16 protein-coding genes are annotated in these 20821 nt (G+C 73.4%); 10 read left to right on the forward strand and 6 right to left on the reverse strand.

What is annotated here, in order from left to right; all coding sequences use genetic code 11:
* Window positions 1-74 precede the first annotated feature (74 nt).
* On the reverse strand, window positions 75-977 hold the full coding sequence (locus tag LXN57_RS34090) for an alpha/beta fold hydrolase (RefSeq protein WP_251802341.1): 903 nt from the start codon (window positions 975-977) through the stop codon (window positions 75-77).
* Between the two features lie 83 nt (window positions 978-1060).
* Here LXN57_RS34090 and LXN57_RS34095 point away from each other — a divergent pair, with 83 nt between their 5' ends.
* The 5 genes from LXN57_RS34095 (at window position 1061) to LXN57_RS34115 (ending at window position 3744) form a co-directional block, all read left to right on the forward strand.
* Window positions 1061-1417 (forward strand): ArsR/SmtB family transcription factor, encoded by a 357-nt coding sequence (locus LXN57_RS34095; protein WP_251802342.1) that lies wholly within the window; start codon window positions 1061-1063, stop codon window positions 1415-1417.
* Window positions 1410-2051 (forward strand): SRPBCC family protein, encoded by a 642-nt coding sequence (locus LXN57_RS34100; RefSeq protein WP_251802343.1) that lies wholly within the window; start codon window positions 1410-1412, stop codon window positions 2049-2051. The genes LXN57_RS34095 and LXN57_RS34100 overlap by 8 nt, the downstream gene beginning before the upstream one ends.
* Window positions 2052-2069: 18 nt before the next feature.
* Window positions 2070-2924 carry a P1 family peptidase gene (locus tag LXN57_RS34105; RefSeq protein ID WP_251802344.1) on the forward strand — a complete coding sequence of 285 codons (855 nt, stop codon included), beginning with the start codon at window positions 2070-2072 and terminating at the stop codon, window positions 2922-2924.
* Between the two features lie 28 nt (window positions 2925-2952).
* Entirely contained in the window at window positions 2953-3180 is a 228-nt protein-coding gene (locus tag LXN57_RS34110) for a zinc-ribbon domain-containing protein (RefSeq protein ID WP_251802345.1), read from the forward strand.
* Window positions 3181-3249: 69 nt separating this feature from the next.
* Window positions 3250-3744 carry a hypothetical protein gene (locus LXN57_RS34115; protein WP_251802346.1) on the forward strand — a complete coding sequence of 165 codons (495 nt, stop codon included), beginning with the start codon at window positions 3250-3252 and terminating at the stop codon, window positions 3742-3744.
* 371 nt (window positions 3745-4115) lie between these two features.
* On the opposite strand, the gene LXN57_RS34120 is transcribed toward LXN57_RS34115, so the two are convergent.
* Window positions 4116-7118, reverse strand: a complete 3003-nt coding sequence (locus LXN57_RS34120) for an ABC transporter permease (RefSeq protein WP_251802347.1) — start codon at window positions 7116-7118, stop codon at window positions 4116-4118.
* Window positions 7115-10057: an FtsX-like permease family protein gene (locus LXN57_RS34125; RefSeq protein ID WP_251802348.1), complete on the reverse strand. Its 2943-nt coding sequence runs from the start codon at window positions 10055-10057 to the stop codon at window positions 7115-7117. Before LXN57_RS34125 ends, LXN57_RS34120 begins: the two co-directional genes overlap by 4 nt.
* A gap of 85 nt (window positions 10058-10142) precedes the next feature.
* Between LXN57_RS34125 and LXN57_RS34130 the strand changes: the two genes are divergently transcribed.
* Window positions 10143-11012: an LLM class F420-dependent oxidoreductase gene (locus tag LXN57_RS34130; RefSeq protein WP_251802349.1), complete on the forward strand. Its 870-nt coding sequence runs from the start codon at window positions 10143-10145 to the stop codon at window positions 11010-11012.
* Between the two features lie 72 nt (window positions 11013-11084).
* Here LXN57_RS34130 and LXN57_RS34135 read toward each other — a convergent pair whose 3' ends face one another.
* Both LXN57_RS34135 and LXN57_RS34140 read right to left on the reverse strand, forming a co-directional pair.
* Window positions 11085-11633: a hypothetical protein gene (locus tag LXN57_RS34135; RefSeq protein ID WP_251802350.1), complete on the reverse strand. Its 549-nt coding sequence runs from the start codon at window positions 11631-11633 to the stop codon at window positions 11085-11087.
* A gap of 47 nt (window positions 11634-11680) precedes the next feature.
* Complete coding sequence (locus LXN57_RS34140; protein ID WP_251802351.1) at window positions 11681-14131, reverse strand: PAS domain-containing sensor histidine kinase; 2451 nt, start codon at window positions 14129-14131, stop codon at window positions 11681-11683.
* Between the two features lie 131 nt (window positions 14132-14262).
* Between LXN57_RS34140 and LXN57_RS34145 the strand changes: the two genes are divergently transcribed.
* Complete coding sequence (locus LXN57_RS34145; RefSeq protein WP_251802352.1) at window positions 14263-15696, forward strand: gamma-aminobutyraldehyde dehydrogenase; 1434 nt, start codon at window positions 14263-14265, stop codon at window positions 15694-15696.
* Window positions 15697-15745: 49 nt separating this feature from the next.
* Here LXN57_RS34145 and LXN57_RS34150 read toward each other — a convergent pair whose 3' ends face one another.
* On the reverse strand, window positions 15746-16945 hold the full coding sequence (locus LXN57_RS34150; protein ID WP_251802353.1) for a saccharopine dehydrogenase family protein: 1200 nt from the start codon (window positions 16943-16945) through the stop codon (window positions 15746-15748).
* Window positions 16946-17166: 221 nt separating this feature from the next.
* Here LXN57_RS34150 and LXN57_RS34155 point away from each other — a divergent pair, with 221 nt between their 5' ends.
* The 3 genes from LXN57_RS34155 (at window position 17167) to LXN57_RS34165 (ending at window position 20763) form a co-directional block, all read left to right on the forward strand.
* Window positions 17167-17625: an Lrp/AsnC family transcriptional regulator gene (locus tag LXN57_RS34155; protein WP_251802354.1), complete on the forward strand. Its 459-nt coding sequence runs from the start codon at window positions 17167-17169 to the stop codon at window positions 17623-17625.
* On the forward strand, window positions 17622-18896 hold the full coding sequence (locus LXN57_RS34160; RefSeq protein ID WP_251802381.1) for an NAD(P)/FAD-dependent oxidoreductase: 1275 nt from the start codon (window positions 17622-17624) through the stop codon (window positions 18894-18896). The genes LXN57_RS34155 and LXN57_RS34160 overlap by 4 nt, the downstream gene beginning before the upstream one ends.
* A 433-nt stretch (window positions 18897-19329) precedes the next feature.
* Window positions 19330-20763: an FAD-dependent monooxygenase gene (locus tag LXN57_RS34165; protein ID WP_251802355.1), complete on the forward strand. Its 1434-nt coding sequence runs from the start codon at window positions 19330-19332 to the stop codon at window positions 20761-20763.
* The last annotated feature ends 58 nt before the right edge of the window (window positions 20764-20821 follow it).

Genomic DNA, 20821 nt, shown 5'->3' on the forward strand with positions numbered 1-20821 from the left:
GCCTCCCAACCCCGGTGGAGGGTATCGATCTTCATGATCGGCCCTCCGGTCCGGGGCGGCAACCGGAGACGGCCCTAACGCCGGGCGTTGGCGACGATCGCGTCGACGGCCCGCGGCCACAGCGCTTCGGGCAGGTCGTGGCCCATGCCGGGGATGACCAGGAGCTCGGCGCCGGGGATCGCGGCCGCCGTGGCCCGCCCGCCGCTCACGTTGATCAGCGGGTCGTCCGCACCGTGGATGACCATCGTCGGCACGGCGACCGACTGGAGGGCGGCCGTCCGGTCGGGCGAGGCGACGATCGCCGCGTACTGGCGCTGGCCCCCGGCCGGGCGGTAGCTGCGCTCGAACTTGGCTGTGGCCCGCCGGCGCAGTTCGGCCTCGGCCGTCGGGTAGCCGGGCGAGCCGATGACCCGCGACGCCGCGACGGCCCCCATGATGATCTCGTCGCGGGTGGTGGCGGGCGGGCGCATGAGCGCGGCCGCGGCCTCCGGCGTCGGGCGGCCGACCGCCCGGTCGCCGGTCGTCGACATGATGGAGCACAGGCTGGCCACCAGGTCGGGGTGGTCGACGGTCAGCTGCTGGGCGATCATGCCGCCCATCGAGGCCCCGACGACGTGCACCGGTTCCAGGCCGAGCTCCTTGATCAGGGCCGCCGCGTCGGACGCCATGTCGCTCAGCAGATAGGGCACGGTGGCCGGGTCGCCGCCGAAGATCGCGGCGAGGTCGGGCGCCGGCAGGTCGTCGAACGCGGTCGACAGCCCGGCGTCCCGGTTGTCGAAGCGCACCACGTGGAAGCCGCGCGCGGCCAGCTCGTCGACGAATCCCGCCGGCCAGTCGACGAGCTGCGCGCCCAGCCCCATGATCAGCAGCAGCCCCGGGTCATCCGGGTTGCCCGTCGTCTCGTATCTCAGATCTATCCCGTTGGCCCGCACATCCGGCACCGCGGCTCCCCTTCCTCGCGCCTTCGCGACCAGCATGCCGCATCCCCCTCAACCCGCCATCGGCAGAACCACCCGTTTCAGCTCTGGCTTATATAAGGGCGAGTTGATATCGTACGGCCGTGCATGCGTTCGATGTTCTCGGAGATCCCGTGCGGCGGCGGATCCTGGAGCTGCTCGCCGAGGGAGAGCAGAGCTCCGGGGCCGTCACCGGCGTGATCCGGGCCGAGTTCGGCATCTCGCAACCGGCCGTGTCGCAGCACCTGCGCGTCCTGCGCGACAACGGCTTCGCGACCGTGCGCCCCGAGGGCGCCCGCCGCCTCTACGCCGTCGACGACACCGCGCTGCGCGAGGCCGACGCCTGGCTGGCGAAGTTTCGCCGGTTCTGGGCGCCCCGCCTGGCCGCCATGGAGACCGAGGTGGCTCGGGGCAAGCGGCAGCGACGCCTACAACACGACGAGGAGAAACACGATGATTGACGTCAACCACCAGATCAGCCAGGTGCGCCGGCAGCAGGGCCGCCGCACGCTCGAGGCGGGCGAGGCACGCGTCCAGACCATCAGCCAGGTCTACGACACGGACATCGAGGACCTGTGGGACGTGGTGACCAACCCCGAGCGCATCGCCCGCTGGTTCCTGCCCGTCGAGGGTGAGCTCAAGGAGGGCGGCCGGTATCAGCTCACCGGCAACGCGGGCGGCACGGTCACCCGCTGCGACCGCCCCAGCGGCTACTCGGCCACGTGGGAGTTCGCCGACCAGGTGAGCTGGATCGAGGTGCGCCTGACCCCCGAGGGCGACAGCACCCGCTTCGAGCTCGAGCACGTCGCCCACGTCGCCGACGAGTGGTGGGACCAGTTCGGCCCCGGCGCCACCGGCGTGGGCTGGGACGGCGGCTTCTACGGCTTGGCCAACTATCTGGCCGACCCGGCGACCGCCCCCGACCCGGCGTCGATGGCGACCTGGCACGAGACCCCCGAGGGCCGGTCCTTCTTCCGCCTGTCCAGCGACGCCTGGGTCGAGGCCTCGATCGCCGACGGCGCCGACCCCGTGGCCGCCAAGGCCGCCGGCGAGCGCACCTACGCGTTCTACACCGGCCAGGAGGCGCCGAGCTGACCTGCGCATACTGATCGCATGAACCTGCTCTCCGCCCGCGCCGGCCACTGGACGTCCGACGGCACGGGGGTCACCGTGATCCTGCCGCCGCCGGGCACGGTCGGCTCGGGCGAGATCAGGGGCGGCGCGCCCGCCACCCGCGAGTTCGCCCTGCTCGAACCCACCCGTCTGGTCGACCGCGTGGACGCGGTGGTGCTGTCCGGCGGGTCGGCGTTCGGTCTGGCCGCCGGCGACGGTGTGATGTCGCTGCTGCGCGGCCGGGGACTCGGTCTGCCCACCCCCGCCGGCCCGGTCCCCATCGTGGTGGGCCTGTCGCTCTTCGACGCCTCGGTGGCCGCGCCGGTCCGCCCCGACTTCGCCGAGGGCGGCCGGCGGGCCGCCCGGGCCGCCCTGGACGGCGCTCCCTTCGAGACCGGCCGGGTCGGCGCGGGCACCGGCGCCACCACCGGCAAGTGGCGCGAACGCCTCGACCCGGGTGGCCTCGGAATGGCCGAGGGCCGGGCCGGCGACGCGTCCGTGGTGGCCCTGGCCGCGGTCAACGCCTGGGGTGACGTCATCGGCCCCGACGGCCGGCCGCTGACCGCCCCGCCCGTCCTGCCCGGCGCCGCGCCCGCCCCGCCGCCCTTCCCCACGGCCAACACCACGATCGCCGTGGTCCTGACCGACGCCAGGCTCGACAAGGTCGCCTGCAACTGGCTGGCCCAGAGCGCCCACACCGGCTTCGTCCGGGCCCTGCGCCCCGCCCACACCCGCTACGACGGGGACGCCGTGGTCGCCCTGGCCACGGGCGAGCGGGAGGCCCCCGTCGACCTCGAGCACCTGCGGGCCGTCACCGCCGACGTGATGGCGGCCGCGATCCGCTCCACGGCGTGATTCGCGAACGGCCGCTACCGTTGGTGGGGTGTTCCTCATCTTCGGCATCCGCGGCAAAGACAAGATCGTCGGTTCGCGCCTCGGCCGGTGCGAGGTCTGCGGCGCCACCGCGGCCCAGACCCTGGTGCGGCGTACGACGAAGTTCAGCCTCTTCTTCGTGCCGCTGTTCCCGGTGCGAGCCGCCCGTCACTTCGTGATCTGCACCAACTGCGGGCGCTCCCGCGCCGCCGCCCGCGAAGAACTCGTCGCGGCCTGAGCCCCACCCGGCGACAGCCCCCGGCCGTCAACGTGATCGACTGACCGGCGTGACAACGAGAGGGCAAGCATGAATCCGGCCACCGAGGGCGACACCCCGTTGCCGGCGCGGGTGGCCGAGCACCTGCAGCCGGGCGAGAGCCTCGTAGCCGCCATCTGGGTCAGCCGCCCCGCCGGGGTCGAGGCGCTCCGCATCTCCCGCAGCGAGATGTCCCCGTGGCGCCTGCGCCGGGCCGCCCCCGAATCGCGCCGGGGCGTCAACGGCCTACCGCGCAGCCACGCCGTCACCCTGGACGAACACATCCGCACGGTCAACGACCCCCGCGTCCTGGCCCGGACCGACCGCCGCCTCCTGCTGCTGTCCCAGGGCCTCGGCTCGTGGCGCGACCTGCTCCCCCGCCCCGCCGGGACGCTGTCCCCCTTGCGCCTGCGCTGGGAATCGCCTCGCACCGACCTGACCAAGGCCACCGAACAGTCCGGCGAGCTGCGCCTCGACTTCACCGACGGCTCGTACCTGGTTCTGCTGACCCCGTCCGCCCACGTGCAGCCCTTCCTCGACGGCTGACCCAAGGCCCTGTCGGCAGTACTTCTTGTCGGCCGCCTCGACGACTGCCTCCGCATCAGTGACGAGCGCCGTCATCGTCCTCTTCGCGTGGCCGGACCTCGCCGTCCACGCCGTGGCGGCGTTACGGGCGCGGGTACGCAGTTCGGCGATGGCGCCATCGTCCGGGTCGCCGCCGCCGGTGAAGCCCGGCGCTTGAGCGACCGCGTCCCGGGAGGCGCCCAGCTTCGGGCCGCGGCGAGGTGGGTGCCGAGCCCTTTCAGATCCGGTTGCACCATGACGGCCGACTCCTGGCTGCGCCCCACCCCGACTCGCCGGACACCGACCAACCGCGGGGGTGTCCACATTGGCTCGTCACGGCGACTCGTCATGTCCTACGAGATTCCGCGCAGGGTGCGGCGGCCGGCCAGGACGGCGGCGCCGGCCAGCAGGAGGGTCGTGACGGCGGCGGTCAGCAGCATGGTGAGCAGGCGGGGCCAAGCGGCCAGAGGCAGGGCCGGCGGATCGAGCCCGGCCAGCGGCAGGGCCCATCCGGTCAGCCACCAGCCCACCGTGGCCACGCCCGTGCCGGCCACAACCGCGGCCACGACCAGCACCGGGTACGTCCACAGGGTGGCCTGGCGCAGCGCCGAGCGGCTCAGGCCCTGGCCGCGCAGTGCCGACAGGTCTTCCACCTGCCGTTCCCGGTCGACGGCCGCGGCCAGCACCAGGGCGCCCGCGGCCAGGGCCGTGGCCAGGGCGGCGACGATCACGTAGAACCAGAGGGCGATCGCCGGGCCCTGCTTGTCCAGGCGCTTCCGGACGTCGGCCGCCCGGACGTCGGCGATCACGGTGAGGTTGTGGGCGGACAGGGCGGCGACGACGTCCTCCGGGGCCTTGTCGTTGAGCCAGACCATCGCGTTGCTGCTGGTGGCGCCGTCGGTGGCGAGGCGGTCGGCGTAGTCGAGGTCGGTCAGCACGGCCGGCGAGCCCGCGCCGGGGACGGCCGGCAGCGACGCCCGCACGTCGACCGGGGTCGCGCGGGCGTCCAGGTTGTCGATCGCGGGCAGCGCGGTGACGCCGGAGACGGCCACCGGCAGCGGGTACGGGGCGGACGCGGGGTGCACGAACATGCCGTCGGGCAGGCCGTTGAGCGAGGTCACCTCGATCTCGAGGCCGCCCGGCGCACCGGCTCCGATCCGGCCGCCCTCGGAGGCACGCCACGGCGCCGGGTCGTTGAGGACGTCGGACGGCGCGTCGTTGATGCTGTGCACGGTCAGCACACCGGCCACGTCGAGGGTGCCCTGGCCGCCGACGATCCGCAGCGAGTTCAGCGTGCAGCCCCGGGCACAGGCCTGAACGCTCTGCCCGTACGTGTGCCGGCCATTGCGCAACACGCCGAGCTCGACCACCTCGTCGTTCCCGCCCTCGCGGGGGGACAGCACCGCGGTCACGGCCACCGCCTTGCCCTGCGCGAACCGGGCGCTGATGTCGAACGTCACCTGGGCCCCGTCCACGTTCACCGGGGGCGCGGCCGCGGGGTGCAGCTGCTGGGCGATCCGCGTGGCTGCCGGCCCGCCCGAGGGCCACGCGGCCACCGCGTTCAGACGGGTGGTGTCGACCGCGACGGCGGACGGGGCGCCGGGCTCGGACGGCAGTGTCACGGCCGCCATCGCGAACGTTCCCTGCGGGTCGACCGCGCGTACCGCCGCGAGCAGGTTCTGCCGGCCGGTCGGGGCCAGGTGGAGCACCCGCGTGGCGCCGGTGCCGAGCACGGCCTGGTCGCTACGGCCGCCCGCGGCCACGTCGACCGCCGCCGCCGCGTACCCGATGACCGCCACCGCTGCCGTGAGCAGCGCGAACAACCGCACCGCGCCGGGCCGCCGGGACAGCTGCAAGCCGGCCAGCGCGACGCCCAGCCGCCCGCGCCGCAAGGCGCGACGGCCCAGCACGGTCGCCAGCGGCACAAGCAGCCGCGCCGCGACCAGCGACCCGGCCAGCAGCACCAGGGCCGCCGCGGCCGTCCCGACCCCGCGCAGCGTCGAGCTGAGCTGCACGACAGCCACCGCGGCCAGGATCACCACCACCAGGTCGGCGGCGACGGCCCGGGCGCTGTCGGGCACGGACGGCGCGCGGCGCAGCAGCTCGGCGACGGGGGTGGCGATCTGCCTGCGCTCGGCGAGCAGCGCGGTCAGCACCGCCGCTCCGGCCGCCACCGGCGCCCAGCGCAGCGATTCCAGACCGGGATCGGCCCCGACGCCGGGGAAGCGGTAGGCCGCGAACGCGTTGACGAGCAGCTGACCGGCCAGGCAGCCCGCCGTCGCGCCGATCAGGATCGCCACCAGGTTCTCGCCGGTCGCCAGCCACCAGCGCTGACCCCAGCGGGCGCCGCGCAGCGCCACCACGGCCAGCTCGGGCCGCCGTCCCTCGGTGCCGTAGCCGACGGCCAGGAAGATGGTCAGGCAGGCCAGCAGCACGAGCGCGACAGCCAGGACGGGAACGATGCGGTGGCCGGCGTCGCGGCCCGAGTCGATCCGGGCCAGCAGGTCGGGCAGCTGGCTGTGCAGTTCGACCCCGCCCTGGAAGGCGGTCACCCCGGCCCGCACGTCGGCCAGACCATCGCGTACGGCGGGAAGCTTGTCGACGTCGAGAGCGCCGGGCTCCGGGAAGGCGTCGAGTCCGGTGTCGACGGCCCCCCGGTCCATGGCGTGAATGGTGGCGCTGTTGACGAACGCCGGCAGACCCGCGCCCGCGGGCAGGCTCGCTCCCGGGTTGATGAAGCCGCGGGATCCCCAGTAGACGTCGCCCGGGTCGGGCACCCGGTAGAGGCCGGCGACCAGGAAACGCTTGGCCGCGCCGTTCTTCACGTAGAACGGGGGCTCGCCGCGCGGGACGATGCGCAGGGCGAAGCTGAGCGAGACCGAGTCGCCCGCGCCGATCTCGAGGCGCCGGCCGATCTGCTCGGGCAGCACGATGTCGGACTCGCCGACCAGGCAGCGCCCGGCGGTCATCTCGAGGTGGTCGCAGACGTCCTGGCGGTAGGCGAACCTGGTCGCGTACGCGATCGACGGCTCGATGCCGATCGCCGGGAACTCCATCGAGTAGACGTAGTCGAAGCCGGGCAGCCCGGCCAGCGCGGTGCCGCTGCGCTCCAGGTCGGGGCCGCGCGGCTCCGCGCCCGGTTTGTCCTCCCGAACATCCTGCTGATACGCCCGTACCGCGACGGCGAGCTCGTTCGGAGTGGCCGTCTCGACCTGGCCGGCGGCCACCGCCCGGTCGGCCGCGCGCAGATACGCCGGCGCCGCCACGGCCGCCGCCACCCCGAACAGCGCCAGCAGCGCCACCACCAGCGTCTGGCCGCGGCGCGCCCACACCATCGCGAGCACCAGGGCGATCATGAGAGTTCACCGTTCAGCCGCCGCACCGACAGCCAGGTCGTCACGCCGAGCACGACCACGGCCACCGCGGCCGCGATGCCCAGCGCGGCGGGCCCGAGCGCGCCGGGCGGCGGGATCACCCGCCAGCCGTCCGGGAACGGGGGTGCGATGACGTCGGCGATCGGACGGGCGGCCAGCGCCGCCGCCAGCCCGCCGAGCAGCCCGGCCAGCGCCACCGAGCCGGCCCCGGCGTACGCGGTGGTCAGGGCGGTTCGCCGGGGCAGGCCCTGATGACGCAGCGCCCGCAGATGGTCGAGCTGAGGTTCGCGGTCGACGGCGGCCGCCACCGCGAGCAGGCCGGCCGCGAGCAGGGCGGCCAGGACGGCGGCGAACAGGCCGAACGAGGCGGTGACGACCGAGCTGCCGGCGGCCAGTTCGGCCACCCGCCCGTCGGCCGTGCGGTCGTCGAGCACGGGCAGACCGATCGCCTCGACCACCGCGGCGGGCGCGTCGCCGGTCAGCCAGACCTGCAGGGTGCCGCCCTGGTCGCTGTCGCCGGCGACCCGGCGGGCGGCGTCGAGGTCGGTCAGCACACCGTCGGCGCCGATGACCGGCAGCACCCGCGCCGCGGCGGCGACGCGGACGGGCGTGGCCACGTCCCCGAAACGGCCCAGCGCCGCGTCGTCGAAGAACCAGGTGCCCGGCGCCTTGCCGGCCAGCACGACCGGCAGCGGGAGCGGCGAGTCGACGACCGCCGCCTTGGTGCCGCCGGCCTGGCCCGCGCTGAGGGTGAGGCCGCCGGGACCGGCCGCGACGTGGACGGCCGGGGTGGTGAAGTCGCCGCGCCAGCGGGTCACGTCGCCGAGCCCGGCGGTGCCGACGACGGTGGCCGGCGGGTTCTGCTGGCTGAGCGAGCGGATGGTGACCGCGCCGGTGTCCGAGCCCCCGGGGGTGAACAGTTCCCACCCGACCAGGCGGCAGCCGGGGGCGACCGCGCAGGCCGGCACGGCGGCCGAGACCGACTGGGCGCCCCGCCGGATGCCCCTGAACTCCAGGCGTACGCCCTCGCCGGTGCCCTCGTGCTGCAGGATCACGCCGAGCAGGGTGGTGGTGCGCCGCCCGCTGGTCACGTCCACGGTCAGCCGGTTGCCGGTGATCAGCGGCAGCAGCTCCGGGGGCTTCGCAGTGGTCAGGGCGGTGACCGGGCCGTACTCGGGACGCCAGGTCGCCACGGTGGCGAGCCGGCTGCTGTCGACGGCCAGCACGGGCGGGGTGCCGCCGGAGTCCACGACGACGGCCATCGCGTAGCGGCCCTCGGGGTCGGCCTGGCGCACGGCGTGCAGCAGCTGGGTGCGGGATGCCGCCGAGACGGTCAGCACCCGGGCCGCGCCCAGCTCGACGCCGGCCCGCTCGACCCGCTCGGCGCGGCCGGCCGCGAAGGTGCCCAGCGTCAGCGCCAGCAGCGCGACGGCCACCACGACCAGGGCGAAGACCCGGTCGGTGCCGGGCTGGCGCGAGACCCGTACGGCGGTCAGCCCGAGCCGCACCCGGCCGGCGCGCAGAGCCACCGCCCCCACCCGGTCGGCCAGCCGCCGCAGCAGCCGGGCCAGCAGCAGCCCGACAGCCAGCGCGACCAGCGCGGGCGCGACCACGCCGAGGCCGCTGCCGCCCGACCGGGCCTGGTAGACCGCCCCGGCGGCCAGCGCGATCAGGGCCAGGTCGACGACCCCCGAGCGCCAGTCCCGCCGGGCCGAGGGCACCCGCCGCAACAGGGCCGCGACCGGCGCCCGTTGCTGCAGCGCGTCCACGGCGAGCAGCACGAGCAGGGCGATGCCGAGCGTGACGACGACGAGGCCCAGCGACAGCAGCAGCGCCACCCACAGCTCGACGCGCACCGGCAGACCGCGGGACAGCGGCCAGGCGACCAGGAACCCGGCGACCCACCCGGCCAGGCCGCCGCCGGCCAGCGGCAGCAGATGCTGGCTCAGGGCCAGGCGGAGGATGCCGCGGGCTGTGCTGCCGCGCAGCTTGAGCAGGCCGGCGTCGGCGCGGCGGTCGCGGCCGGTGAAACGGCCGGCCAGCGCGATCGCGAACCAGGCGAGGACGGCGACCTGGCCCAGGGCGATCGCCACGCCGCCGGCCACGGCCAGCCGTTCGGCGCGCACCCGGTCGACCAGCTTGCCGGTGGGGGCGACCAGCTCGAGCTGCTGGGCCGCGAAGCGGGGCGCCGCGTGGTTGACCAGCCCGTTCAGGTCGTACCCGCCATCGCCGCGCAGCAACGGGAGCGGCACCTCGAGGGCCCACGCGTGGACCGGGCGGGTCAGGCCGGGGTCGCGGAACGTGTCGAGCGAGGTGAACAGCGGGTCGAGCGAGCCCTGGGCGCGGAAGAGCTTGTCGCTCCAGTACGGACCGCCCGGGTCGATCGGCTGGTAGACGGCGGTGACGCGGAACGTCATCGGGTTCACCGTGGTCGCCGGCCGGACCCGGAACGTGTCGCCCGGCTTCAGCTTGAGCCGGGTGGCGGAGTCGCTGCTGACGGCCGCCTCGTTCGCGACCGCCGGGCAGGTTCCGGTGAGCCGGGCGTGCTCGCAGAACCCGTCGCGGTAGGCGATCGGCAGGCCGGTGGACGCCCCGGCCGCTCCGGGATAGACGAAGCTGGCGTCGGCCACGGCCCCCAGCACCGGCTCGGCGCCGGGCACCGGCAGCAGGCCCCGAGCGGTGGCGCCGAAGTCATCGAGCGCGCCGCGCGGGTCGTCGGTGCCCGCACCGGCCTGGCGCACCAGGATGACGCGTTCCTCGACCGGGGACGAGGTCACCACAGTGCCCGCCGAGCGCGACGAGACGGTCAGTCCGTACCACGCGGCGCAGCCGGCAGCCGTCGCGAGCAGGGCCGCGAGCAGACCGACCAGCAACGCCGGACCGGAGCGCCGGCGGACGGCGCCCAGGGCTATGTAGTACATCCGTTCCGATCCCCCGTCGTACTCGATCAACGGACACTCTGGTACCGCCGATCGCTTTTGCCAAGCGTCGATTAGGTTGAGGTCCATGAGCGTACGTTTCGGGGTGTTCGTGCCCCAGGGCTGGAAGATGGACCTGGTCGAGATCGCCGACCCGGTCGAGCAGTACGAGGCGATGACCCAGGTGGCCCGCGTGGCCGACGCCGGTCCGTGGGACGCGATCTGGCTCTACGACCACTTCCACACCGTGCCCGAGCCGACGGACAACTCGGTCTTCGAGTGCTGGACGGCCACGTCGACGCTGGCCCGCGACACGAGCCGGGTGCGGATCGGCCAGATGGTGGGCTGCAACGGCTACCGCCAGCCCTCCCTCTACGCCAAGATCGCGTCGACGGTCGACGTGGCCAGCAACGGCCGGCTCATCGCCGGTCTGGGCGCCGGCTGGTACGAGCACGAGTGGAAGGCGTACGGCTACGAGTGGAAGGACGTGCCGCAGCGGATGAGCGAGTTCCGCGAGGCCGTCCAGGTCGTGCACAAGCTGTGGACCGAGGACCGCCCGGTCTTCGAGGGCAAGCACTACCGCCTCGACGGCGCGATCAACCAGCCGCGCCGCAAGCCCCAGTTCTGGCTGGGCGGCGGCGGCGAGAAGATCACGCTGAAGCTGGTCGCCCAGTACGCCGACGGCTGCAACGTCGGCGGTGGCAACCCCGAGGTGATCGCCCACAAGCTGAACGTGCTGCGCGCCCACTGCGACACTGTGGGCCGCGACTTCGCCGACATCACCAAGTCGACGACGATCGAGCTCGACCTCACGGAGTCGACGTCCGACACCATGGCCCGCGTCGAGAAGGTCGTCGAGGCCGGCGCCGACTACATCATCTTCTACATCCCGCGCGTCGCCTACGACCACGCCCCACTGCTCCGCCTGGCCGAAGACCTGATCCCGCAGTTCCGCTGAGGCCGCACCCGGCCCCGGCGACTCCCACTTCGCCGGGGCCGGCATCCGCCGCGCGATCGACTTCTGGACTCCTCAGGCCGGCTTCTCCTTGGTCACCAGGCGGCGGTTCTCCTCGCCCGCGCTGACCGAGAGGGCCCAGCCCTTCACCGACGACGCCCGGCGGGAGGACGTGATTGTTCGGCCCTTGGTGGCGTCGGGGCAGGGCTGGCCGGCGGTGGGTGGGACCGAGGTGCCGGAGATGCCGAAGCTGGCGCCGGTGATCCAGAAGCCGACCAGTTTGCCGCGGTAGCCCTTGGCCGTGCCGCGGCCCTTGTCGAGCACGGCGGCGTTGCGCAGTTCGTAGCGGCCGAACTCGCGGTAGTGCGTCACCGGGAAGGGTTGCTTGCCGCAGGCGACGGTGTAGGTGTCGTTGGTCCAGAAGTCGTGGTTGAAGACCAGGGTGGACGCCCGGGCCGACAGCTTGGTGTCGCTCCAGCCGAACGCCTTCTGCAGGTCGGCCCGGGCCACGTAGCCCTTCATCGTCCGCGAGTCGTAGGTCACCGCGGCCGAGGCCGGGGCGGCCGCGGCGACGGTGGCCACGAGGGCCGCGCCGGCGGTGGCGAGGCGGAGCAGTGCTTTCATTGTGCGACTCCTGGGCTGCGGGGATCCATCGGAACCAACGATCATGGTCAGTCGTGGGATGCGGGGAGGACGACGGTGAAGACGCTGCCCGCGTCGGCGCCGGCGGCCGGGGCGGCGGTGATGCGGCCGCCGTGGGCGTCCACGATGGCCTTGGTGATGGCCAGGCCCAGGCCGGTGCCCTCGGTGCCCTGGCGGACGGCGTTGCTGGCGCGGAAGAAGCGCTCGAACAGCCGGTCGTACTCGTCGGCGGGCACGCCGATGCCGGTGTCGGCCACCTCGATGACGACGTCGCCGGCCAGCCGGGCCGTGACCGTGACGGCGCCGCCGTCGGGCGTGTACTTCACGGCGTTGCTCACCAGGTTGTCGAGCACCTGGCGCAGCCGGACCGGGTCGGCCAGCACGGGCAGGTGGCGCGGCACGCCCGCGGTGACGGTCAGGCGCTTGGCCTGTGCGGCCGGCTCCTGGGCCTGCAGGGCCTCGCGAATCAGGCGGGCGGCCGAGAGCGGCTGCGGGTCGATGTGCAGCTGACCGGCCTCCAGGCGGGCCAGGTCGAGCAGGTCGTCCACCAGGTGCTGCATGTGGGTGGACCGGCGGTCGATCACCTCGGTCAGGTGCCGCTGCTCGTCGGAGAGCTGCGGGTCGTCCAGCAGCGTCTCGCTGTGGCTGCGGATCGCGCTGAGCGGGTTGCGCAGCTCGTGGCTGACCATGCCGACCAGCTCGTCCTTGACCCGTGCGAGCTCCAGCGCCAGGTCCTCGGCGCGGCGGCGTTCCATGTGCCGGCCCAGGTGGGCGCAGACGCCGTCGAGCAGGTCGAGCACGTCGGGGTCGGGTTCCTGGGGTACGGCGGTGAAGAACAGCAACACGCCGAGCACCCGGTCGTCGGAGCGCACCGGCACCCCGATCGCGCTGTGCAGGCCGGCCGCCCGCACCTGGGCCGCACGGAGGACCGTACGGGGATCATCGAGCACTTCCGGCAGCCACAGCTCGCTGTCGCCGGCCCAGATGTGCCCGGCCAGACCCTCGCCCCACCGCACGTGCGCCGGCCGGTCGGGGACGGCGTGCCCGGGCGCCGCCCAGGAACCCACGCGGTCGATTCGGTCCCCGTCGACCTGCCAGAACTCACCCAGGGCCCATTCCAGTCCGGCGCACACGGCGGCCACCGTCCGGTCGGCCGCCTCACCGGCGCTGTGCGCGTCGGCCAGCCCGCGGGCAACGGCCAGGAGCACCTCGCGGAACACCTCGGCCTGCCGCTGCTCGGTGATGTCGTGCATGGCGACCACCGCGCCGAGGCGTTGCCCGTCGGGCGTCTCCAGCGGGCGGGCGTTCACCGTGAAGCGGCGGGACGGTTGGTCGGCCGGGGCGATCACCAGTTCGGCGTGGTCGACCCGTTCGCCCGCGTACGCCTTGGCCAGCGGGACCTGGTCCGGCCGGAGCGGCGTACGCCCGTCGGGGTGGTAGAGGTCGTAGGCGCGGGGCCAGTCCTCGGGCGGCAGCTCCCGGGCCGCGCAGCCGTGGATGTCGCGCAGCGCCTGGTTGAACAGGGTCAGCCGCCCGTCCTCGTCGCAGGCGCCGACCCCGGTGTCCAGGCTGTCCAGCAGCGCCTGCAGGAAGGCCCGCTCGCGTTCGAGCTGGCGCTGCGCGGTCCGCCGGTCGCTGATGTCGTGCAGGAAGGCGTGGAAGCCGCCGTCGTGCTGGAGCAGGCTCATCTCGATCGGGAACTCGGCGCCGTCGCGCTTGCGCGCACACAGCTCGACCCGCTTGCCGACCAGCGTCGACATGCCGCCGCTGTGCATCCGGGCCAGACCGGCGGCGTGCGCGGAGGCGAACCGGCCGGGGATGATGAGGTCGGCCACCGGCCGGCCCTCGGCCTCGCCCGCGGGGTAGCCGAAGAGGCGCTCGGCCGCCGCGTTCCAGCCCGTCACCACCCCGTAGGCGTCGACCGAGACGTGCGCGTCGGGCGCGTTGTCGAGCATCTCCCGCAGCCGGCGCACGGTGGCGGCCTGCTCGTGTTCGCTCGCCCGCAGCGCGATCTCGCTCTCGGCCGCGGCCGCCAGGTCCTCGATGAGCAGCAGCTCGCGCGGTTCCCAGTCGCGGGGCCGGTTGTCGAGCACGCCGAACGCGGCCAGCGGGTAGCCGTCGGGGCTGCGGACGGGGAACCCGGCGTACGCGATGATGCCGCCGGCGACGGCCGGATGCCCGGCGACGCGCTCGTCGGTCCGCGCGTCGCACACCAGCAGGGGCGCGTCGGAGTCGACCACGAGCCGGCAGAACGTGTGCTCGGGCGGCGGGCCGGACTGCCCGGCCACCGTACGGTCGTCCGCGCCGACGAGCGAGACGACAGCCCGGGCGGCCCGCAGTTGGTGCGCGGCGGCGTGGGCCAGCCGGTCCAGCGACGGGTAGGGCGGGCGCCCGAGCATGCCGGTAGCGCGCAGGCGGCTCAGCCGGACGGCGTCGCTCAGCCGGCCGGCCGCACCGGTCGTGCCCGCTGTCGGCCCCACTCCCTCCGATTCGGCCGCACCGGGGCGGGCCTGAGCCGGAAGACGGAAGTCGTCGCTCAGCCCTCTTGTCAGCTACGGAATCAGTGGGAGGATGGCTGCCAAACAATGGAGATCCTGCGTCTGGAGATCGCGTGACCGCCAAGACCGTGCTGCACAACTTCATCGGTGGCGCCCCGGCCGCGCCCGCCGAGGGCCGATACGAGGACCTGATCGACCCGGCCACCGGCGAGGTGTTCGCGTCCGCCCCGGTTTCCGGCCGGCCGGACGTCGACAAGGCGATGCAAGCGGCCTCCGCGGCGTTCGAAGGCTGGCGCAACACCACGCCGAGCGAGCGGCAGCAGGCGCTGCTGAAGTTCGCCGACGCGGTCGAGGCGCGGGCCGACGAGCTGGTCAAGGCCGAGTCGCAGAACACCGGCAAGCCGCTGGGCCTGACCGCCAGCGAGGAACTGCCGCCGGCGATCGACCAGATCCGCTTCTTCGCGGGCGCCGCCCGGCTGCTCGAGGGCCGCTCGGCCGGTCAGTACATGCAGGGCTTCGAGAGCTACGTGCGGCGCGAGCCGATCGGCGTGTGCGCGCAGGTCACGCCGTGGAACTACCCGCTGATGATGGCCGTGTGGAAGATCGCGCCCGCGCTCGCCGCCGGCAACACGGTCGTCCTCAAGCCGTCCGACACCACCCCGGTCACGTCGGTCATGCTGGCCGAGATCGCCGCCGAGTTCCTGCCCGCGGGCGTCCTCAACGTGATCGTCGGCGACCGCGACACCGGACGCGAGCTGGTCACCCACAAGACCCCGCAGATGGTGTCGATCACCGGCTCGGTCCGCGCCGGCATGGAGGTCGCCTCGGCCGCCTCGGCCGACCTCAAGCGCACCCACCTCGAGCTGGGCGGCAAGGCCCCGGTCGTGGTGTTCGACGACGCCGACATCGCGGCCGCGGCCGCCTCGATCGCCGAGGCGGGCTACTTCAACGCCGGCCAGGACTGCACCGCGGCAACCCGGGTGCTCGCCTCGCCGCGGGTCTACTCCGACTTCGTGGCGGCGCTCAGCGAGGCCGCGAAGGGCACCAGGACCGGCGCGGCCGACGACGAGGACGTGCTCTACGGCCCGCTCAACAACGCGCGCCAGCTCGAACGGGTGGCCGGCTTCGTCGACCGCCTGCCCGACCACGCGGTGCTGGGCGCCGGCGGCTCGCGCGTGGGCGACCGGGGCTACTTCTACTCCCCCACCGTGGTCTCCGGCCTGAAGCAGACCGACGAGGCCGTTCAGGACGAGATCTTCGGCCCGGTCATCACCGTCCAGCAGTTCAGCGACGAGGACGAGGCGGTCGCCTGGGCCAACGGCGTCGAGTACGGCCTGGCCTCCTCGGTGTGGACGAAGGACCACGGCCGCGCGATGCGCATGACCCAGCGGCTCGACTTCGGCTGCGTGTGGGTCAACTGCCACATCCCGCTGGTGGCCGAGATGCCGCACGGCGGCTTCAAGCACTCCGGCCACGGCAAGGACCTGTCGGTCTACGGCCTAGAGGACTACACCCGGCTCAAGCACGTGATGCACAGTCTCGGCTGAGCCCACAGGCACATGGGGGCGGCTGGCGGGCCGCCCCCATGTTGTGTCTTCACCGCTCCTGCAGGTCCCAGGGGCTTCCGTACGCCGTGAGCAGGTCGAGGAACGGGACGGGATCAAAGGCCTCGGGCCCCAGCACGCCGGCGCCCGCCCAGACGCCGGTGGCGAGCAGTTCGAGGGCGACGACCGGGTTCACGGCCGTCTGCCAGACCACGGCCTGGGCCCCGTACTCGCGCATCGACCACTCGTTGTCGACGAGGTGGTACAGGTAGACCTCGCGCGGTTTGCCGTCCTTGCCGGTGCCCTTCACCCACGTGCCGGCGCAGGTCTTGCCGGTCATCCGGTCGCCCAGGGTGGCCGGGTCGGGCAGCACCGCCGCCACGACATCCCGGGGCGAGACTTCGACGCCCTTGACGCGTACGGGCTCCGTCCTGTCGAGTCCGAGCTTGCGCAGTGTCTTCAGCACGCCGATGAATTCGGCGCCCAGGCCGTACTTGAAGGTGACCTTGCCGGCCTCGACCCAGCGCGGGATCAGCAGCACCTCCTCGTGTTCGACGTGGACGCACTCGACCGGGCCGATGCCGCCGGGGAAGTCGAAGATCTCGGGCTCGGCGAACGGCTCGGTCGTGTGCCAGCCACGTTCCTTGGAGAAGATGACCGGCGGGTTCAGGCACTCCTCGATGGTCGTCCACACCGAGAACGACGGCGCGAAGTCGTAGCCCTCGACCACCAGGTTCGCCCCGTCGCGCACGCCGATCTCGTCGATCCGGTCGAACAGGTGCTCGGCGGCGTACCGGGCGAAGATGTCGGACAGGCCCGGCTCGACACCGATGCCGACCAGCGCCAGCCGCCCGTCCCGCTCCCAGCCGGGCGCGGCCGCGAACTGCTCGTCGCCCAGCTTCACCCCGGTCTGCCGGTAGGGGTCGGTCGGGTGCGGGCGCGACAGCGACATGGCCATGTCGAGGTAGTGGGCGCCGGCCGCGGCGGCTCCCTCGAAGACCGGCATGACGAAGCGCGGGTCGACGGCGTTGAAGACGTGCGTGATGCCGTGCTCGCGGCACAGCTCCTCGACGGCGGCCGCGGACGACGCGTCGACCTTGGCCGGCACGAAACGCTCGTCGGCGGCGGCCGCCTTCTCGGCCCGCGCGAGGTCGTAGTCGGCGATCACGAACAGATCGAAGAAGGTGCGACGGGCCGCGATGGCAGCGGCGGCGGATCCGACACCACCCGCTCCGACGGCGAGGATGCGCATGATGACCGTGCCTTTCGGACATTTAGGATGGTGGATCACTGAAACCGTGCCACACGAGCCTCGATGCCACGGAAAAGCTTGTCAAGGGCGATCAACTCTGCGATAAACGCATCTACGCGGCCCGGCCCGGGTCGCCGCCACCGGAACGGATTCCCTTGAGCAACGCGAACCGGACGAGTGATTCCATTGCCGTCCAGGAGCGTGAAAGGAAGAATCGCGGCGTGACGGCGGACCTGGCACTGGACGACATCAACAAGCAGATCATCGAGCACCTGCAGCGCGACGGGCGGATGTCGTACGCGACGCTGGCCAAGACGATCGGGCTCTCCGAAGCAGCCGTGCGCCAGCGCGTGCAGCGCCTGCTCGACGGCGGGCTCATGCAGATCGTGGCGGTGACCGACCCGCTCACCCTCGGCTTCGCCCGGCAGGCGATGGTCGGCCTCAAGGTGAACGGCGACCTGCGGGCCATCGCCGACGAGATCGCCCAGATCCCCGAGGTCGACTACGTGGTGATCTGCGCCGGCGGCTTCGACCTGCTGGTCGAGCTCGTCTGCACCGACGACGAGCACCTGCTCGACCTGCTCAACGAGAAGGTGCGCGCGATCAAGGGCGTCATCGCGTGCGAGACGTTCATGTACCTGAAGCTGGCCAAGCAGACGTACGCGTGGGGCACCCGATGACGCCGTCGTTCTGGCTGAGCACCCTCGACCCCGTGACACCCCGGCCGCCGCTGCCCGGCGACCGGTCGTACGACGTCGCGATCGCCGGGGGCGGCTACACCGGACTGTGGACGGCCTACTACCTCTCGCACCTCGCGCCGGAATTGTCGATCGTCGTGCTCGAGGCCTCGTACTGCGGGTTCGGCGCCTCCGGCCGGAACGGCGGCTGGGCCTCGGGCCTGTTCCCGGTCAGCGAGGCCAAGCTGGCCCGGCGGTACGGTCCCGGCCGTGCGCGGGCGATGCACGCCGGGCTCGCGGACGCGGTCGACGAGGTGGGCCGGGTCTCGTCCGCCGAGGGCATCGACTGCCACTACGCCAAGGGTGGCACCATCTCGCTGGCCCGCTCGCCCGCCCAGCTGCGCCGCGCGCGCAAGTCGGCGGGCTTCCTGGACATGGACGCCGCCAAGGCCATCTGCAACGCCACCGATGTGCTCGGCGGCGTCTACAGCCCCGACTGTGCGGCACTGCACCCCGCACGGCTCGTCCGCGGCCTGGCCTCCGCGGTGGAAGATCGCGGCGTCGACATCTTCGAGGGCACCCGCGTGCTGTCGCTCAATCGGGCCACGGTCGTCACCGACCACGGCACCGTCACCGCCGGCACAGTCGTGCGGGCCCTGGAGGGCTACACCGCTCAGTTGCCCGGGCACCGCCGCGCTCTCGCCCCCGTCTACTCGCTGATGATCGCCACCGAGCCGCTGCCCGCGGCCGACTGGGAGCGCATCGGCCTGGCCCGCCGCGAGACCTTCACCGACGAACGCCACATGATCATCTACGGCCAGCGCACCGCCGACGACCGCCTGGCCTTCGGCGGCCGCGGCGCCCCGTACCACTTCGGCTCCCGCATCGAGCCCTCGTACGACCAGGTGCCCGAGGTCTTCGACAGCCTGCGCCACACGCTCACCGACATGTTCGGCATCCGCCCCGAGATCGCCTACCGCTGGGGTGGCCCGCTCGGCGTCCCCCGCGACTGGATGCCCAGCGTGGGCCTGGCCGACGGCATGGCCTGGGCGGGCGGCTACGTGGGCGACGGCGTGGCCGCGGCGAACCTGGCCGGCCGCACCCTGGCCGACCTCATCACCGGCGCCGAGTCGAGCCGGACCACCCTGCCCTGGGTGGGCCACCGCTCCCGCCGCTGGGAACCGGAGCCGCTGCGCTGGCTGGGCATCAACGCCGCCCTCCGGGCCACCAACCTGCGCGACGCGCTCGAGAAGCACCCCGCCCCGGCCCGCTGAACCGCGGCGGCCGGCCAGCCCGCCGCCGCCCATCGGTCAGCCCCGCCGCCGTCCTGTCATTCCGCCACCCGCATCCGCTCGCACAGCCCGCGCAGAGCGGTGCCGCCGGACCGGCGCTGGGCGCGGTCGAGCAGGCTCCGCGCGGTCTCCCGCACCGTCCGCCGCAGTGCCACCACCGTAGGGCCACCCCGGCCCGCCTTGTTCCGTCCGCGTACCGCCCCGCGCGGATGTCCGTGAACCACCCACACGGATCCGGACTGGACGGGACGATCTCCGGTCTTGTACCTTTCTCGCCGACTGTGACGCTGCCCGAGGAGGTGAGCCCCGTGACCGTTGTATCGATGTGGGTGCTCCCCCTTGCTGTCACGGCGGGCGATTGACGTAGCTGTCGCCCGGAGCGCCTCGCCACGAAGGCACTCCGAAGGGCCACACCATGCGTTCCCCCGACAGCAACACCGACTTCGACGTGATCATCGCCGGCTGCGGGCCGACCGGCGCGATGCTGGCCGCCGAGCTGCGGCTGCACGACGTACGCGTGCTCGTTCTGGAGAAGGAGACCGAGCCCGCGTCGTTCGCCCGCATCGTCGGGCTGCACATCCGCAGCATCGAGCTGCTGGCCATGCGCGGGCTGCTGGACCGCATGCTCGAACACGGGCGGCGCCGACCGGCCGGCGCCTACTTCGCTGCCATCGACCGGCCGGCGCCCGAGGGTCTCGACACCCCGTACGCCTATCTGCTCGGCATCCCCCAACCGGTTGTCGTCCGCCTGCTCGAGGATCACGCCGTTGCGTTGGGCGCGCGGGTCCGGCACGGCTCCGCGGTGGCCGCCCTGGAACAGAACGACGAGGGGGTCACCGTCCGGCTGGCCGACGGGGACGAGCTGCGCTCGCGCTGGCTCATCGGCTGCGACGGCGGGCACAGCATCGTACGCAAGCTGATCGGCGTCGCCTTTCCCGGCGAGCCCACCCGCACCGAGACGCTGATGGGCGACATGGAAGCGGATGCCCCACCGGCGGAGGTCACCGACCGGCGCGTCAGCTTCCGTCACGCGGGCGGCGGCGTCTACCGCGTCGTGGTGCCGGCCGCGGAACTCAGCGATCGTGCCGAACCACCCACCATCGAGGACGTCCGGCGCTCCTTGCGCGCCCTCGCCGGGACCGACTTCGGCGTGCACTCCGCGCGCTGGCTGTCCCGCTTCGGCGACGCCACCCGCCTGGCCGAACGCTACCGGGCGGGCCGGGTGATGCTGGCCGGCGACGCCGCGCACATTCATCCGCCGATCGGCGGTCAGGGCCTGAACCTGGGGATCCAGGACGCGGTCAACCTGGGCTGGAAGCTGGCCGCGGAGGTCCGCGGCTGGGCGCCGGCCACCCTCCTGGACACCTACCAGTCCGAACGCCGCCCGGTGGCCGCGGCCGTCCTGGACAACACCCGCGCCCAGACCGAGCTGACATCGGACGAACCGGGCCCGCAGGCAGTACGCCGGCTGCTCACCGAACTGATGGACATCGACGCGGTCAACCGCCACCTACTCGGAAAGATCACCGCGATCGACCTCCGCTACGACTTCGGCGAGGGCCCCGAGCTGCTGGGCCGCCGCCTGCCCGACATCACCACCGGACAGGGCTCCCTGTACGCCCGGCTGCACCGCGGCCGCGGGCTGCTGCTGGACCGGACCGGCAATCTGACCACGGGCGGCTGGTCGGACCGCGTCGACCGCCTCTCGGATCCGGCCCCCGGCGCCCCGTCCGTCCTGCTGCGCCCCGACGGCCACGTGGCCTGGCTCGGCGAGCACCAGCGCGACCTGGACGACCACCTCGCCCGCTGGTTCGGCGCGGAAAACCAGCGGCGCCCGGCGGACGGGTGAAGGTACGCTGCCTGCCACCCACCGAACAGGAGCTGAGAATGCCCGGTCGCTCGCGCAC

Source organism: Paractinoplanes hotanensis (assembly GCF_023717965.1).
Lineage (GTDB): Bacteria > Actinomycetota > Actinomycetes > Mycobacteriales > Micromonosporaceae > Actinoplanes > Actinoplanes polyasparticus.

Coding starts and splice junctions, on each gene's coding strand:
- LXN57_RS34090 (WP_251802341.1), bottom strand. CDS start 977: ATGCTGGTCGCGAAGGCGCGAGGAAGGGGAGCCGCGGTGCCGGATGTG.
- LXN57_RS34100 (WP_251802343.1), top strand. CDS start 1,410: ATGATTGACGTCAACCACCAGATCAGCCAGGTGCGCCGGCAGCAGGGC.
- LXN57_RS34105 (WP_251802344.1), top strand. CDS start 2,070: ATGAACCTGCTCTCCGCCCGCGCCGGCCACTGGACGTCCGACGGCACG.
- LXN57_RS34115 (WP_251802346.1), top strand. CDS start 3,250: ATGAATCCGGCCACCGAGGGCGACACCCCGTTGCCGGCGCGGGTGGCC.
- LXN57_RS34120 (WP_251802347.1), bottom strand. CDS start 7,118: ATGATCGCCCTGGTGCTCGCGATGGTGTGGGCGCGCCGCGGCCAGACG.
- LXN57_RS34125 (WP_251802348.1), bottom strand. CDS start 10,057: ATGTACTACATAGCCCTGGGCGCCGTCCGCCGGCGCTCCGGTCCGGCG.
- LXN57_RS34130 (WP_251802349.1), top strand. CDS start 10,143: ATGAGCGTACGTTTCGGGGTGTTCGTGCCCCAGGGCTGGAAGATGGAC.
- LXN57_RS34135 (WP_251802350.1), bottom strand. CDS start 11,633: ATGAAAGCACTGCTCCGCCTCGCCACCGCCGGCGCGGCCCTCGTGGCC.
- LXN57_RS34150 (WP_251802353.1), bottom strand. CDS start 16,945: ATGCGCATCCTCGCCGTCGGAGCGGGTGGTGTCGGATCCGCCGCCGCT.
- LXN57_RS34160 (WP_251802381.1), top strand. CDS start 17,622: ATGACGCCGTCGTTCTGGCTGAGCACCCTCGACCCCGTGACACCCCGG.
- LXN57_RS34165 (WP_251802355.1), top strand. CDS start 19,330: ATGCGTTCCCCCGACAGCAACACCGACTTCGACGTGATCATCGCCGGC.